15 protein-coding genes are annotated in these 15,347 nt (G+C 71.1%); 11 read left to right on the top strand and 4 right to left on the bottom strand.

The genetic code is table 11. The annotated features are described in order from the left end of the window. The first annotated feature begins 280 nt into the window (after nt 1-280). The 9 genes from HJG45_RS01540 to HJG45_RS01500 all read left to right on the top strand — a co-directional run bounded on the left by HJG45_RS01540 (nt 281) and on the right by HJG45_RS01500 (nt 9,524). On the top strand, nt 281-1,396 hold the full coding sequence (locus HJG45_RS01540; RefSeq protein ID WP_171610306.1) for an NAD(P)-dependent oxidoreductase: 1,116 nt from the start codon (nt 281-283) through the stop codon (nt 1,394-1,396). Next, nucleotides 1,393-2,511, top strand: coding sequence for an NAD-dependent epimerase/dehydratase family protein (locus HJG45_RS01535; protein WP_368040491.1), 1,119 nt, complete (start codon nt 1,393-1,395; stop codon nt 2,509-2,511). The genes HJG45_RS01540 and HJG45_RS01535 overlap by 4 nt, the downstream gene beginning before the upstream one ends. Before the next feature lie 31 nt (nt 2,512-2,542). Further along, nucleotides 2,543-3,658, top strand: coding sequence for a glycosyltransferase family 4 protein (locus HJG45_RS01530; protein WP_254452217.1), 1,116 nt, complete (start codon nt 2,543-2,545; stop codon nt 3,656-3,658). Next, a complete protein-coding gene (locus HJG45_RS01525; protein WP_171610304.1) occupies nt 3,655-4,779 on the top strand; it encodes a glycosyltransferase in 1,125 nt (374 codons plus the stop codon). Before HJG45_RS01530 ends, HJG45_RS01525 begins: the two co-directional genes overlap by 4 nt. Continuing rightward, the gene (locus tag HJG45_RS01520; protein ID WP_171610303.1) at nt 4,776-5,546 is read left to right on the top strand and encodes a TIGR04290 family methyltransferase; all 771 of its coding nucleotides are present in this window, start codon (nt 4,776-4,778) and stop codon (nt 5,544-5,546) included. Before HJG45_RS01525 ends, HJG45_RS01520 begins: the two co-directional genes overlap by 4 nt. After that, on the top strand, nt 5,543-6,463 hold the full coding sequence (locus tag HJG45_RS01515) for a beta-xylosidase (protein ID WP_171610302.1): 921 nt from the start codon (nt 5,543-5,545) through the stop codon (nt 6,461-6,463). The genes HJG45_RS01520 and HJG45_RS01515 overlap by 4 nt, the downstream gene beginning before the upstream one ends. Nucleotides 6,464-6,471: 8 nt before the next feature. After that, nucleotides 6,472-7,428: a zinc-binding dehydrogenase gene (locus HJG45_RS01510; RefSeq protein ID WP_254452216.1), complete on the top strand. Its 957-nt coding sequence runs from the start codon at nt 6,472-6,474 to the stop codon at nt 7,426-7,428. After that, entirely contained in the window at nt 7,425-8,468 is a 1,044-nt protein-coding gene (locus HJG45_RS29325) for a Gfo/Idh/MocA family protein (RefSeq protein ID WP_368040490.1), read from the top strand. The genes HJG45_RS01510 and HJG45_RS29325 overlap by 4 nt, the downstream gene beginning before the upstream one ends. A 645-nt stretch (nt 8,469-9,113) precedes the next feature. Beyond that, nucleotides 9,114-9,524, top strand: coding sequence for a hypothetical protein (locus HJG45_RS01500; protein ID WP_171610301.1), 411 nt, complete (start codon nt 9,114-9,116; stop codon nt 9,522-9,524). Between the two features lie 175 nt (nt 9,525-9,699). On the opposite strand, the gene HJG45_RS01495 is transcribed toward HJG45_RS01500, so the two are convergent. Both HJG45_RS01495 and HJG45_RS01490 read right to left on the bottom strand, forming a co-directional pair. After that, nucleotides 9,700-11,274: a Na+/H+ antiporter gene (locus tag HJG45_RS01495; protein ID WP_171610300.1), complete on the bottom strand. Its 1,575-nt coding sequence runs from the start codon at nt 11,272-11,274 to the stop codon at nt 9,700-9,702. Nucleotides 11,275-11,471: 197 nt separating this feature from the next. Beyond that, entirely contained in the window at nt 11,472-12,158 is a 687-nt protein-coding gene (locus tag HJG45_RS01490) for an HAD family hydrolase (RefSeq protein ID WP_171610299.1), read from the bottom strand. 239 nt (nt 12,159-12,397) lie between these two features. Here HJG45_RS01490 and HJG45_RS01485 point away from each other — a divergent pair, with 239 nt between their 5' ends. Then, complete coding sequence (locus HJG45_RS01485) at nt 12,398-12,589, top strand: hypothetical protein (RefSeq protein WP_171610298.1); 192 nt, start codon at nt 12,398-12,400, stop codon at nt 12,587-12,589. 396 nt (nt 12,590-12,985) lie between these two features. On the opposite strand, the gene ureG is transcribed toward HJG45_RS01485, so the two are convergent. Continuing rightward, nucleotides 12,986-13,636 (bottom strand): urease accessory protein UreG, encoded by a 651-nt coding sequence (ureG, locus tag HJG45_RS01480; protein ID WP_171610297.1) that lies wholly within the window; start codon nt 13,634-13,636, stop codon nt 12,986-12,988. Between the two features lie 442 nt (nt 13,637-14,078). Between ureG and HJG45_RS01475 the strand changes: the two genes are divergently transcribed. Then, complete coding sequence (locus tag HJG45_RS01475) at nt 14,079-14,204, top strand: hypothetical protein (protein WP_368040489.1); 126 nt, start codon at nt 14,079-14,081, stop codon at nt 14,202-14,204. Between the two features lie 162 nt (nt 14,205-14,366). On the opposite strand, the gene HJG45_RS01470 is transcribed toward HJG45_RS01475, so the two are convergent. After that, complete coding sequence (locus tag HJG45_RS01470; protein ID WP_171610296.1) at nt 14,367-15,329, bottom strand: tripartite tricarboxylate transporter substrate binding protein; 963 nt, start codon at nt 15,327-15,329, stop codon at nt 14,367-14,369. Nucleotides 15,330-15,347: the final 18 nt, after the last annotated feature.

The raw sequence follows: 15,347 nt of genomic DNA, 5'->3' as shown, positions 1-15,347 counted from the left end.
CCTGACAGCAACATAGTTCCCGAGCGCCGCGCGGCACAACTGACATACCAGCACCTCGATGTTGCGACACAACGCAACGTGAACGCGGCGCGATCCGCTTCGCAGGCCGCGCTACTTCAAAGCCTGCTGCGACAATGAGAAGCTTCGAAGCCGCGATGCGCGATCCGGGCAGGCAAATCCAGACGCGCAACCGATCCGCCCCGCGCGCGTACGCTGTGGCGTGTCGGTCGGCAGCACCTCCTGCAGCCCGGACGATTGGCAGCATAACGGAGCCTCCGCTTTGGCAGAGACCATTCTGATCACCGGCGGTGCGGGCTTCATCGGCCGGCATCTCTCGCGTGCCCTGCTCGCGCGCGGCGACCATGTGCGCGTGCTCGACAGCTTCATCGAGCAGGTGCATGCCGACCGCGGCGCGGATGGGCTGGACGCGGATGTCGAGATCGTCACCGGCGATGTGCGTGATCCGGAGGCGGTGCGCCGCGCGTTGCAGGGCGCGGACAAGGTAGTGCACCTGGCGGCGGAGGTCGGCGTCGGGCAGAGCATGTATGCGGTGGACCGCTACGTCTCGGTCAACGACCACGGCACGGCGGTGCTGTACCAGCAGATGATCGAGAGCCCGGTGCGCCGGGTCGTCGTCGCCTCCTCCATGAGCATCTACGGCGAGGGGCTGTACCGCGACGCCGAGGGCGCGCTGGTGGAGGATGCGGTGCGCGTGCCGCGCCCCGGCCCGGACGCGTCCTGGGACCCGCTGGACGCGCATGGCCGGCCATTGGTGCCGGTGCCGACGCCGGAATGGAAGCGGCCGAGCCTCGCCTCGGTCTACGCCATCACCAAGTTCACGCAGGAGCGGCTGACTCTGACCCTCGCGCCGGCCTACGGCAGGGAGGGCGTGGCGCTGCGGCTGTGGAATGTCTACGGCGCCGGTCAGGCGCTGTCGAACCCCTATACCGGCGTGCTGGCCATCTTCGCGGCGCGCCTGCAGAACGGCCAGCCGCCGATGATCTTCGAGGATGGCCGCCAGCGCCGCGACTTCGTGCATGTGGAGGACGTGGCGCAGGCCTTCCTCCTCGCGCTCGACCGGCCGGAGGCGGCGGGCGAGGTCTTCAACATCGGCAGCGGCGTGGACCGCACCGTGGAGGAGGTGGCGCTCGAGCTCGCCGCCGCCATGGGGCGGCCGGAGCTGCGGCCGGAGATCTCCGGCAAGGCGCGGGCCGGCGACATCCGCCACAACATCCCCGACATCACCCGCGCCCGCGAGCGCCTCGGCTACGCGGCGCGGCACGGCGACTTCCGCGCCGACCTGGCGGAGCTGGCCGAATGGGTGGCCCGACAGCAATCGCGCGACCGCGTGCATCAGGCACGCAGCGAACTGGAGCTGCGGGGCCTCGTCGCGTGAGCCTCGGCACGCCGCTCGCCGCTCCGGCCCTGCGGGGCGCCGCGGCCGGGCCGGTCCTGGTCACCGGCGGCGCCGGCTTCATCGGCTCCAACCTCGCCGACCGGCTCGCGGCGGCGGGGCACGACGTGCTGGTCTACGACGCGCTGCTGCGGCCGGGCGTGGCCGCCAACCTCGACTGGCTGCGCCGCCGCCACCCGCAGCGCGTCACCGCCGTCATCGCCGATATCCGGGAGGCGGAGACGCTGGCGGCGGCGGCGGGCGAGGCCAGCGCGGTCTTCCACCTCGCCGCGCAGGTGGCGGTGACGACCAGCATGGCCGAGCCCGCCGCGGATTTCGACATCAACCTGCGCGCCACCTTCCACCTGCTCGATGCGCTGCGCCGCCGCGGCGAGGCGGTGCCGCTGATCTTCGCCAGCACCAACAAGGTCTATGGCGACCTCGCCGACGTCGCCCTCGACCGCCTGGGCGATGCCTACCTGCCGCGTGACCCGTCGGTCCGCGCGCGTGGCATCGGCGAGGATCGGCCGCTCGACTTCCACACGCCCTATGGCTGCTCCAAGGGCGCGGCCGACCAGTACGTGCTGGATTTCAGCCGCTCCTTCGGCCTGCCCACCGCGGTGCTGCGCATGAGCTGCATCTACGGCCAGCGCCAGATGGGCACCGAGGACCAGGGCTGGGTGGCGCATTTCCTGATCCGCGCCCTGCGCGGCGAGCCGGTCAGCATCTACGGCGACGGCTGCCAGGTGCGCGACGTGCTGGATGTGGGCGATGCGGTGGACGCCTATCTCGCTGCCTGGCGGAGGATCGACGCCGTGAGGGGGCAGGCCTTCAACCTCGGCGGCGGGCCGGACAACGCCGTCAGCCTGCGCCAGGTGCTCGGCGCCATCGGCGCGCTGACCGGCCGGCCGGTGGAGACCCGCTACGCCGACTGGCGGGCGGGCGACCAGCGCTACTACGTCTCCGACACGCGCCGCGCCACGCAGGCGCTCGGCCTGGCCGCGCCGCGCCCCTGGCGGGAGGGGCTCGCCGCCCTGGCCGGCTGGCTGCGCCAGGCGCCGGACGGGCCGATCGCCGCATCGCCGCAGGCGGAGATGGCGGCCGGCGCCTTGTCGTGAGCGTGCCGACGTGAAGCCCGGCATCGCGCCCATGCGCCTGCTCATGACGGCCGATGCGGTCGGCGGTGTCTGGACCTATGCGCTCGACCTGGCCGGCGCCCTGGCGCCGCTCGGCGTGACGACGGCGCTCGCGGTGCTCGGTCCGCCGCCTGCCGCCGACCAGCAGGCGCAGGCCGCGGCGGTGCCCGGGCTGAGCTTGCGGCAGACCGGATTGCCGCTCGACTGGCTGGCAACGAAGCCGGAGGCCGTCTTCGCCGCCGGCGCCGCCCTCGCCGCGCTGGCCCGGGCGGAGGGGGTAGACCTGCTGCATCTGAACAGCCCGGCCCTGGCGGCCGGGCAGGCGGGCGGCTTCGGCTGCCCCGTGGTCGCCACCTGCCATTCCTGCCTGGCGACCTGGTGGGAGGCCGTGCGGGGCGGGCCGCTGCCGGCGGATTTCACCTGGCGCACGGCGCTGCTGCGGCAGGGCTACGCCGCCGCCGACGCGCTGACCGCGCCGAGCCACGCCTTCGCCGAGGCCACGGCCCGGTGCTACGGCCTGGCGCGACCGCCCGCGGTGGTGCGGAACGGCCGGCCGCCGTCCAGGCCGGCGGCGCCACCCGCCGGGGCGCCGGCGCGCTTCGCCCTGACCGCCGGCCGGCTCTGGGATGCCGGCAAGAACCTCGACACCCTCGACCGGGCGGCGGCGCGCCTTTCCTGGCCGGTTCTGGCGGCGGGGCCGCTGCGCGGGCCGGAAGGGTCCGAGGCGGCGCCGCGCCATGTCCGGCCGCTCGGCCGGCTCGACGCGACGGCGCTGTCGGCCTGGATGGGCGCCGCGCCGGTCTTCGTCTCGCTCGCGCGTTACGAGCCCTTCGGCCTCGCGGTGCTGGAAGCGGCGCAGGCCGGCTGCGCCCTGGTGCTCGCCGACATCCCGAGCTTCCGCGAGCTGTGGGAGGGCGCGGCCCTCCTGGTGCCGGCGACGGAGGCGGGCCGCGCCGCCGAGGCCCTCGCCCATCTGCTGGACGATCCGGCGGCGAGCGCCCGGATGGGCGCCCTGGCCCGCGAGCGCGCCCGCCGCTACAGCGCCGATGCCATGGCGGCCGGCATGCTCGGCATCATCCAGCCGCTGCTGGCCCGCTCCGGGCCGCGCAGGGAGGCCGCCTTCGCGTGAGACTCGTCTACTTCACCCATTCCCTCGCCTCCTGCTGGAATCACGGCAACGCGCATTTCCTGCGCGGCGTGCTGCGCGAGCTGGCGCATCGCGGCCATGATGTCCTGGCGATGGAGCCGGAGGGCGCCTGGAGCCTGGAGAACCTGCTGCGCGACCACGGCGAGGCGGGGCTCGAGGCCTTCCGCGCCGCCTATCCAACGCTGGCGTCGCGCGCCTTCCGCGGGGCGGTGGCGGCCGAGGCGGCGCTGGAGGGGGCCGATGCCGTCATCGTCCATGAATGGAACGACCCGGCGCTGGTCGCCGCCCTCGGCCGCGCGCGCCGGCGCGGCGGCCGCTTCACCCTGCTGTTCCACGACACCCACCACCGCGCCGTCAGCGAGCCGGAGGCTATCCGGCAGTTCGACCTCGAGGGCTATGACGGCGTGCTGGCCTTCGGCGCGACGCTGGCCGAGGTCTATCGCCGCTGGGGCTGGGGCGGCCGCGTCTTCGTCTGGCACGAGGCGGCGGATACCCGGCTCTTCCGCCCGCCGGCGCAGGAGGGGCCGCGCGAGGGCCTGGTCTGGATCGGCAATTGGGGCGATGGCGAGCGCACGGAGGAGCTGGAGGCCTTCCTCCTGCGTCCCGCCCGGGCCGCCGGCCTGCCGCTCGACATCCACGGCGTGCGCTACCCGGAGGAGGCGCTGGCCCTGCTGGCGCGGCACGGCGCGCGCTACCGCGGCTGGCTGCCGAACGCCCGCGCGCCGGAGGTCTTCGCGCGGCACCTCGCCACCGTGCATGTGCCGCGCCGCTTCTATGTGCGGCTGCTGCCGGGCATCCCGACCATCCGGGTGTTCGAGGCGCTGGCCTGCGGCATCCCGCTGGTCAGCGCGCCTTGGCAGGACAGCGAGGGGCTGTTCCGCACCGGGCAGGACTATCTGGCCGCGGCCGACGAGGCGGCGATGACGCGCCATCTCCAGGCGCTGCGCGCGGATCCGGCGCTGCGGCGCGCCCTGGCGACGAGCGGGCTGGAGACGATCCGCGCCCGCCACAGCTGCGCGCATCGGGCGGCGGAGCTGCTGGCGATCCTGGCGCGGCTGGGCGCAGCGCCATCGTTCCATGCAGCGACGGAGGGTGCCCCATGAGGCACGCCATCAACCGGCCGGCCGAGGAGGTCCGGCGGCGCGCCGAGGCGCTGGGCGCGTGGTTCCACAACCTCGACCTCGGCGGCGTGCGCACCGCCCCGGACCATTTCCTCTACGACTACCCGGCGAACAAGTTCCGGCATTTCGCCCATGCCATCCCGGCCGACCTGTCCGGGCGCAGCGTGCTCGATATCGGCTGCAACGGCGGCTTCTACGCGCTGGAGATGAAGCGGCGCGGGGCGGCGCGCGTGGTCGGCATCGACAGCGACGAGCGCTACCTCGCCCAGGCCCGCTTCGCAGCCGAGGTGACGGGGCTGGAGATCGAGTTCCGCCGGCTGGATGTCTACGACGTCGCCGCGCTCGGCGAGCGCTTCGACCTCGTGCTGTTCATGGGCGTGCTCTACCACCTGCGCCACCCGCTGCTGGCGCTGGACCTGATCCACGAACACGTGGCCGGGGACCTGCTGCTGTTCCAGTCCATGCAGCGCGGCGCGAAGGAGCCGGCGCCGGTCGCCGAGGATTACGGCTTCGCCGAGACGGCGGTGTTCGACGCGCCGGGCTATCCGAAGCTGCATTTCGTCGAGCATCGCTACGCGCACGACCCGTCCAACTGGTGGGTGCCGAACGCCGCCTGCTCGGCGGCGATGCTGCGCTCGGCCGGCTTCGCCATCCTCTCCCGCCCGGAGGAGGAGGTCTATCTCTGCCGCCGCGCCGCGGCCCCTTGGGGCGCGGCCGCGGTCTATCCCGCGAAGGAGGCGCGCCGGTGATCGAGGCCGCGATGATCTGGAACGAGCCCAACAACAAGTCCCACTGGGACCCTGAACTCGATCCGGGCTGGGCGCTGTTCGCGGAGACGGCCAGGGCGGCGGGGCAGGCGATCCGCGCGGCGAATCCGGCGCTGCCGCGCGTGCTGGGCGGCATCTCCCCCATCGATCCCGCCTTCATCGTGAACATGGCCGAGCGCGGCGTGCTGGAGGCGGTGGACGCGGTTGCGGTGCACGGCTTCCCGCTCGACTGGAACCTTTGGCAGATCCAGGAATGGCCGGCCAAGATCGCCGAGATCCGCTCGGTGACGGAGAAGCCGATCTGGGTCTCGGAGGTCGGCGTCTCCTCCTTCGGCGCCGAGGAGGTGCAGGCCTGGGGCGTGGACCGCACGGCCGAGCTGCTGCTGGGCCAGGCGCCGCGCATCCACTGGTACAGCCTCTACGACCTGCCGCAAGCCTGGGGCGCCACCACGCGGCACAGGGAAGCGGAGGGCTCCTCCTACTACCGCCACTTCTACATGGGGCTGCTGCGCGAGGACGGCACACCGAAGCCGGCGCTGGAGCGCTTCGCCCGGCATGCGCCCGCCATGGGGCTGTGCCAGTGGTTCCACTTCGAGGACCACCGGCTGGACGAAGCCGTGGCCTGGATGAAGCGGCTCGGCGTCACCTATCTCCGCACCGGCCTGTCCTGGGCCGACAGCTTCCGACCCAACGCGCTGGACTGGTTCGACCGGCAGATGGCGGCGCTGGCCGGGTTCGACGTCACCGTGACCTTCTGCTTCACGCCGGAGCATCGCGGCCTCGCGCCGCACCACACCAGTCCGCCCCTGGTGCCGGAGGAGTTCGCGGAGTTCTGCGCCGCGATGGTCCGCCGCTACGCCCCCGCCGCGGCGCCCGCCCTCCTGCCAGTACCGGCATGAGCCGGCCGATGATGCGGGCGGCCGTGCTGACCGGGCCGGGCGCGCTGCGCATCGCCGAGGTGCCGCGCCCCGAGCCCGGGCCGGGCCAGGTGCGGCTGCGGCTGGAGGGCTGCGGCGTCTGCGCCTCCAACCTCACCCCCTGGGCCGGACCGGACTGGATGCGCTTTCCGACCGCGCCGGGCGATCTCGGCCACGAGGCCTGGGGCGTGGTCGACGCGCCGGGCGAGGGCGTCATCGACCTCCCGCCCGGCACCCGTGTCGCGGCGCTGACCTATCGCGGCTATGCCGAGTACGACCTGGCCGAGGCGGCGGCCGTGGTGCCGCTGCCGGCGGCGCTGGAAGGGCTGCCCTTCCCGGGCGAGCCGCTGGGCTGCGCCATGAACATCTTCCGCCGCTGCGACATCGCCGCGGGGCAGACCGTGGCGATCCTCGGCATCGGCTTCCTCGGCGCCATTCTGACGCGGCTGGCCACCGAGGCCGGGGCGCGCGTGATCGCCATCTCCCGCCGACCCTTCTCGCTCGACCTCGCGCGGGCGATGGGCGCGGCCGAGACCATTCCGATGGAGGACCATCACGGCATCGTCGCCCGGGTGAAGGATCTCACCGGCGGCGCCTTCTGCGAGCGGGTGATCGAGGCGGTGGGCAAGCCCTGGCCGCTCGACCTCGCCGCAGAGCTGTGCCGCGAGCGCGGGCGGCTGATCGTGGCGGGCTACCACCAGGACGGGCCGCGGCAGGTGAACATGTGGCTATGGAACTGGCGCGGTCTCGACGTCATCAACGCCCATGAACGCGACCCGGCGGTCTATCTGCGCGGCATGCGCGAGGCCGTGGCGGCGGTCGCGGCCGGGCGGATCGATCTGGGCCGCCTGGTCACCCACCGCTTTCCGCTGGAGCGGCTGGGCGCTGCGCTGGATGCCACGCGCGACCGGCCGGACGGGTTCCTCAAGGCCGTGGTCGTGCCGTGACGCCGGACAGGCCGGCCGGGGCGGCGCCGCCTCCCGCCTCGCGCCGTCCGCTCCGCCTCGGCTTCCTCGGCCTGGGCTGGATCGGCCGGCACCGTATGCAGGCCCTGCTGGCCTCGGGCCTCGCCGAGGCCGCGGTCATCGTCGATCCCTCGCCCGGCTGCATGGAGGAGGCGCTCCGCCTCGTCCCCGACGCCCGCCCCGCGGCGTCGCTGGAGGCGATGCTGGCGGCGGGCCTGGACGGCGTGGTGATCGCCACGCCCAGCGCGCTGCATGCCGCGCAGGCGATCCAGGCGCTGGAGCACGGTGTCGCCGTGTTCTGCCAGAAGCCGCTGGGGCGTCGGGCCGACGAGGTGGCGGCGGTGGTGGCGGCCGCGCGCGCGGTGGACCGGCTGCTGGCGGTGGACCTGTCCTACCGCTTCACCACCGGCATGCAGCGGATCCGGGAGCTGATCCGCGCCGGGGCGCTGGGCCGGGTCTATGCGGCGGATCTCGTCTTCCACAACGCCTACGGTCCGGACAAGCCGTGGTTCCGCGATCCGGCGCTATCGGGCGGCGGCTGCCTGATGGATCTCGGCGTGCATCTGGTGGACCTCGCCCTCTGGGCGCTGGACTTCCCCCGCGTCACGGGCGCCGCCGCGCGGCTCTTCGCCGGCGGCGCGCCGCTGCGGGAGCGGGCCGGACAGGTGGAGGACTACGCGGTGGCCACGCTGGACCTGGAGGGCGGCGCGGTGGTGCGCCTCGCCTGTTCCTGGAACCTGCCGGCCGGCCGCGACGCCGTCATCGGCGTCGATGTCCATGGCACGGAAGGCGGCGCGACGATGCGCAACATCGACGGCTCCTTCTACGACTTCCGGGCCGAGCGCCACCAGGGCACCCGATCGGAGCCGCTGGCTGCCCCGCCGGATGACTGGGGCGGGCGCGCTGCCGTCGCATGGGCGGCGCGCCTGGCGGCGGGAGAGCGCTACGATCCCGCGGCCGAGCGCCTCGTGGAGGTCGCCGAGGCGCTGGACCGGCTGTACTTGCCCGCCAGCATGGCCTGATCAGCGTCGGCACATTGAATGGCGCCGTGGGGAGAACGATGTGCGGCAGCACAGTCTTCCAGATGGGACACGATCCACTGCAAGATGGGTGCCCGCTGCAAGATGGGTGCCCGGCTGCATCGCCGGCCGGACAGGATGGGCTTGGCCGGATGGCTGGAGAGCACCGGCTCGCCAGTCAGTGGGAGCATCCTCGGCACGCGCCGCTGATCCTGAAGCCAGGCCGCTGGCAGGTGGCTTCCAATCGGGTTGGGATTGGGCGCTGGATCGGTGGCCGATAGGGGAGGCCGGTCACCCCTCCAAGAGGTCCCCATTCGGCTCTGGCGCCGGTGTCGCGCTGGTCATGCTGCTGCGCACCGAGGGCTGGCGAGTGAATGCCAGGCGGGTGCAGCGGATCTGGCGGCGCGAGAGGCGGAGGGCAGCACGGCGACAAGCTGTCCATACGCAACCGCCACCGGCCAGGATGGGGTCTCGCACGCTCCCTCGCGGCGGGTTGCAACCGCGCTTCGGCACGCGGCGTCTCCATGGCAGACGTGGAGGATGAGGATGGAGATGATCAGGCATGGGACAGGCGGCGGAGGCGGTGCAGCATTGACAGCGCATCTCTGGCCCTCGTTCGGACTTGGTGTCGTGACCGGGATGCGCAGCATGACGGCGGTGGCCGCGCTGAGCTGGGCCGCCTCGCTTGGGCGGGCGCGCCTGGCCTGGCTTCCGGCCGGCGCCGAGGCGCGCGGCCTCGCAACGCTGGCGGCGCTTGCGGAGATGGCAGGCGACAAGATGCCCTTCGCGCCCGACCGGCGCATCGCGCCATCATTCATCCTGCGCCTCGGCCTCGGTGCGGTGGGCGGTGCGGCATTGGCCGGGCCTGGTGTGTCGTCGACCACGGGCACGCTGGCCGGCCTGACAGGCGCCGTCCTGGGCACGTTGCTGGGCCGCGCGGCGCGCGGCGGCACGACGCGGTCCGGCGGCGACTGGGCCCGCGCCCTCGGTGAGGACATGCTGGCGGCCGGACTGGCCGTGGCCTTGGTTCGCTCGGCGGGGCGCCCGGGCCGGCTTTAAGCTGGTGACGCCAGCAAGGGCCTCGGGCCGCGAGCGGCTGTCGCTGCACGGGCTCAGGCCTGGCTTCATCACCGGAGTCTACAAAGCCGGCACCCGCTATGGGGCCATCATGGCCTACACCCGCCACATGGGCAGCCGCGCAGGACTGGTCGGGCCATGAAGCGGGATGGCGGCATCATCCTGATTCGAGGGCGCGCCGGATCTGCTGTTCCTCGAGGTCGAGTTCCTCGCCCATCGCCCTGTGGGCCTCGGCATCCATCGTCTCCGCCCGTTCGGCCAGCTTCTCGCGCGCCGCGGTGATGGCCAGGAGCCGCAGACGCTGCTGTGCCTCCAGCTGGCTGCTCCTGGTCTCGAGGTCCTGCCCCTCGATGCTCGCCCTGTCAGCGCGCACCTCGTACTCCTGCACCAGTTCCGCCGCGGCCTCGGTGTGCTCGGTGGCCTCGGGGCCATCCAGGTGCTCCCGAACCGCCTCCAGCGCGGCCGCCGTGATCTCGGCTCGGGCCTGGGCGGTTTCCGGTTCAGGCAATGTGGTCAGCTCCTCGGTGACGCCGAGCCTCCTGACCAACCAGCCCAATGTTGTCCCCTGAACGACCAGGGTCACGAAGATCGAGCAGAAGGCCAGGAACAGGATGACGTCCCGGCCGGGAAAGGGCTCGGGCAGCGCGAGCGCCGCGGCCAGACTGACCACGCCGCGCATCCCCGTCCAGGAGACGACAGTCGCGTGTCGCCACGGCGCCGGATCCTGCTCCCGCAGCTGCCGCGACAGCGCACGGGTCACCCAGACAGCGGCGAAGACCCAGACGAAGCGGCTGACGATGAGAGTGACCGACACGGCCGCCGCCAGCCAGGCGAGTTGCCGGAGGTCGTCATCGGCGAGGCGCGCGACGATGTCCCGCAGCTGCAGTCCGATGAGAATGAAGACGAGGCTGGTGAGGGCGAACTCCAGGAAGTTCCAGACGGCTACCAGCTCGATGCGCGTGCGCGCGGTGAACTCGGCGTGCTGCTGCCGCCCGAGCACGAGGCCGCAGACGACGGCCGCGAGCACACCGGAGGCATGGGTCGCCTCGGCCAGGAGGTAAGCAGCGAAGCCGGCGAGGATGGTGATGGCGAGGTCGAGCAGGGTGTTGTGGAGGTGGGTGAAGATCCACATCGCGGCCCGGCCGACGAGCCAGCCCACCAGCGCGCCCCCGATTGCCACGCCGAAGAACTGCAACGCGCCGTGCCCGTAGCTGACCGTGCCAACCCCGACCGCGGCGACCGCGAACTTGTACAATACGAGCGACGAGGCGTCGTTGATCAGGCTCTCGCCCTCCAGCACCGTCACGATCCGCTTGGGCAGCTTGAACTGCTTCAGGACGGAGGCGGCGGCAACAGCATCGGGCGGTGCCACGATGGCGCCGAGGGCGATCGCGGCCCACCATGGCAGGGTGGGCAAGAGCAGCTTGGCGGTGATCGCCACCAGCCCGGCCGTGAAGAATACGGCCCCGATCGCCAGCAACAGGATTGGGTGGAGATGGTTGCGGAAGGCGGGCCAGTCCGTCCGATAGGCGCTGACCTGCAGCAGCGGTGGCAGGAAGAGGGCCAGTACGAGCTCGGGGTCGAGGACAAGAGCCGGCAGGCCCGGGAGGAAGGCCAGCCCCATGCCGCCGAGCACCAGGGCGACAGCCGCGGGGAGGTTCAACCGGTCCGCCAACACTGCGAGGGCGACGCACGCCGCGAGAAGTATCAGGAGAAGCTCGAAGACATGCATCGGTTCAGGACACGGCGGGATTGGCCCAGGCCGCCTTTCCTTGTCTGTATCGCCCCGGCGCCATGGAAAAGCGACTGCGCTCGTCCGGCTGCGGGAAGGGCTAGCCTCGGCGGCGCTGCTTCAGACGCGACGCCCGGACCCCTTGCCGCAGGAGCGGAACATTGGGGCGGCTGGCTGGTCCTGGCGCAGCATTCTTCTCAGTCAGGCATTCCGCCGGCGCCCAGCGGTGAGGTCTCGTACTCCTCCAATAAGTGTGCGGGATCGCGATAGATCGCAATGCAGCCGGCGTCGCGCAGGGCCTGTTCCGGGAAGCCGCCGCAGAGCACGCCGATCGTTCGAATACCCACCTTGCCTGCGGCCTCGGCATCATACGGTGTGTCCCCGATGGCGATGGTCTCGCCCGGACTCACACCGGACAGCCGAGCCAGGGCGGCCTCGAAGATGTCAGGGAAAGGTTTCGAATGTTCCGCGTCGTTGGACGAGGTCTCGGCATCCAGCCGGTCATCCTCGATGCCGACGATGCGCTTCAGCGCGGCGAGTTCCTCATCCTTGGCGGAGGAGGCGAGGGCGGTACGCAAGCCGGCCTTGTCCACGTGCCGCAACAGCTCGGCCGCGCCAGGAAATGCGCGGACCCGCGGAAGGTAGCCCTGCCGGAAGATCTCGCCGCGGCGCTTCTCGAGGGCCTCGCCTTTTTCCTTCAGCTCCTCGGGCGAGAGAAAGACGGGCATGAGCTGGTCGCCGCCCTTGCCTATCTGCTCTCTCATATCCTCAAAAGAAATGTCGTGGCCGATTTCCTTGAAGGCATCGACCCAGGCCTGCGCGTGCAGGTCCACGGAGTCTACCAGCGTCCCATCGACATCGAAGAGCACGGCTTTGATCAGCATATCAAATCTCCTGCCGGATCTTTCGATCCGATCAATGATCGTCCGAGGGGCTTGTGCCGGCTTGGTCAGATGCATGAGCTTGTGTGTGTGGGCGCGGAAAGCAAGTTCGCGGCCTGAGCCTCGACGTGCGCAGCTTGGCCAGGACTGAGCCGGCCCATGCGCTGTCGGCTTTCCCTGCGTGTCGTGCTGGAGGTGTCGTAATACTTGCCCGCCTGCCGGCAAGCTGTTGGAATCGCACCGTGTCCGAGCCTGCCACCGTGCCCGCGCTGGCTTCACCGCTGCCGGTCACCCGCCCGGCCGGGGCCTGTCCCCGGGCCTCGCTCGCGCCGGCGGCGCTGCGCGCCTACCACAGCGGCCGGCAGGCCTTCCTCACCGCCGAGTACGAGAAGTGGGGCCAGGTCGCCCGCGATGCTCGGCTCCAACCGGACTGACCGGGCCAGTGCCGGAAGGCCCGCCTTGGGATTGCAGCAGGCGGCTATACTGAGTTTCGTGCCAGGCACTCGCCATTGCTTATGGATTGGGCGCGGGCGCTTGCGCGCCCGATGGAATCAGCCGCGCCGATGAGAATGCGCTGGCCGGCCGTATGGCCAGGCGGGACCAGTCGAATGGCGCCACCGCCCGTCCCTCGACATGGATCCACAGCAGCCTCGCAACGCTCATGGCCACTTGCGCGCTGTCTCGTCGCATATCCATCCGGCCTGAACGGCGGCTTCGAGACCCCGGGAATAGGAGAAGCTGCCCACGGGCAGGCTCTGGCGGACCAGGCGCGGCAAATCCAACAGCGTCGCATCTCGACCACGGTCGAAGACCGGAGCGGCATCCATCGCTCAGGTCTCGGCCAGGTCGGTGTCCCCGCGCATCCTCGCCGGCAGCCCGCCATGTTCGAGGATGAAGTTGATGACGTCGTCGAGCCCCTTGCCACGCGACAGATCGGTGAAGCCGAACGGACGGCTTCCACGCATCCGCGCCGCGTCCTTCCGCATGACCTCGAGATCGACGTTCACATAGGGCGCCAAGTCGCTCTTGTTGATGACCAGGAAGTCGGAGCGCGTGATGCCGGGCCCGCCCTTGCGCGGGATCTCCTCGCCCTGACAGACGGAGATGACATACAGCGTCAGATCAGCGAGGTCGGGCGAGAAGGTCGCCGCCAGATTGTCACCGCCGGATTCGATGAAGACGATGTCGAGATCAGGTATCCTGCGATTGATCTCGGCGATGGCCTGCAGGTTGATCGAGGCATCTTCGCGGATGGCGGTGTGCGGGCAGCCGCCCGTTTCGACGCCGACGATGCGCTCCTCGGGCAACGCCTGGAGACGCGCCAGGATCATGGCGTCCTCCTTCGTGTAGATGTCGTTGGTGACGACAGCGATCGAGAACCTGTCCCGCATCGCCTTGCACAGCTTTTCGGTCAGCGTGGTCTTGCCTGAGCCGACAGGACCGCCGATGCCAACGCGGAGGGGACCGTTCTTCGATGTCATCGATGCAGATGCCTTGGCTTGCCGGACCGATGCTTCGCGGCGTCAGCACGGATCCGGCGGCGCGCACGCAATCGATGCCAATCGAGCACTAGCGCAAAGCCTGCGACCGCGCCAGCGACCAATCGGGCATCCGCGATGACCGCGTCCGGCAAAAGTCCGGCTTCATGGAACGGGATGCACAGAACTGGGATGTTGGACAGGTTGCTGGATCGCCGGTTCGGTTGATCCTCATTGTCCTTTGCTGGCCTGCAAAGTCCATAGGATGAAACCAACTGAGTTCATTCTTTGTCCGAGGGAATGGGCTGGGGGAGCGGCTCATGGACACGGTCATGCCAGTTCCTGTTTCCGAAGCCGTGCGCCTGCCTGCCGCCCCGGGCGCATGTGGGTTACGGGGCGCAGCCAAGCCAGCGGCTCGCTGGACTGGAGCCACGGTTCGCAGTGAGTGCCGGCAAAAGCCGACTCATGCGCCGCCATTACCAACCTGGTCATCCTCGATCACTGGCGCATCGTGAAGGCCGATATCGGCATCAAGGGCAGACCGATCGCCGCGATCCGCGACCCTGTGTGAGCGGATCATGGTCCTGGGGCGGCGGGCCAGATGGTCGACCGAGACGTCGACAGCAGGGAGCAGTTGGGGAGTCACCGATGGAAGGTGGCACGGATACCGGCCCGGCTCGCCCAATCAGCCCCTGCGCCGCTGACCAGGCTGCCGCCCGGCAGCCGCGGCCGGTCAGAGGGTGATGTGCCTGTCCCGGATGATGCGGCCATAGAAGTCCTGCTCGCGCCGGATCAGCGCGGTGAAGTCGTCGAGCAGCACCGGGCTCACATCCATGTCTGGCGGCAGCTTCGCCCGCAGCTCCTCGGTTCGCAGGATGCTGGCGACGGCTTCGGCCATGCGCGTCAGGATCGGCGCCGGCACGCCGGCCGGCGCGACCATCCCATGCCAGTAGCGCAGCACCAGCTCGGGATGCACGGTCTCGCGGAAGGTCGGCACCTCCGGCAGCACCGACAGCCGCTCCGGCGCGGAGATCGCGAGGATGCGGAACTTGCCGCCGTCCAGATGCGGCAGCAGGGAGTTGGTCGAGCCGGCGTAGAAGGGGATGCGGCCGGTCATCAGGTCGGCGATGATCGCCTGCTCGCCGCGATAGGCGACATTCTCGAGCCTCACCCCGGTGAGGCCCATCATCATCTCCATGGCCACATGCGGCGAGCTGCCATTGCCCACGCTGCCGACGCCGAGCCCTGGAGTCCGGCGGACATGCTCGATCGCTGCCGCGACGTCCGCGATCGGCAGCGCCGCCGTGACGGCGAAGGCGACCGGTGCGCGGTAGGCCAGGCAGAGCGGCGCGAAATCCTCCAGCCGATAGGTGATGTTCGGGTAGAGGTTCGGATTCATGACCAGCGTGCTGGTCGCCACCCAGCCGAAGGTATAGCCATCCTTCGGCGCGCGGGCCGCGGCCTCGGCGCCGATCATGGTGTTGGCGCCGGGGCGGTTGTCGATCACCAGGCTCTGCCCCAGCATCGGACGGAGCTGCTCGGCGATGCTCCGCGGCACGAGGTCGCCGGCTCCGGGAGCAAACGGATAGATCAGGCGGATCGGTCGGCTGGGCCAGCTCGCCTCCTGGGCTCTGGCGAGGGCAGGCGCGGCGAGGATGGCGGCCCCGAAGGTGCGGCGCCCGATGCCAAGGACCATTCTTGTGCTCCCTCCTGT

Source organism: Roseicella sp. DB1501 (genome assembly GCF_013112485.1).
GTDB lineage: Bacteria > Pseudomonadota > Alphaproteobacteria > Acetobacterales > Acetobacteraceae > Paracraurococcus.
Note: the sequence above shows the minus strand (reverse complement) of the source record. Positions and strands in the feature narration are given on the sequence as shown.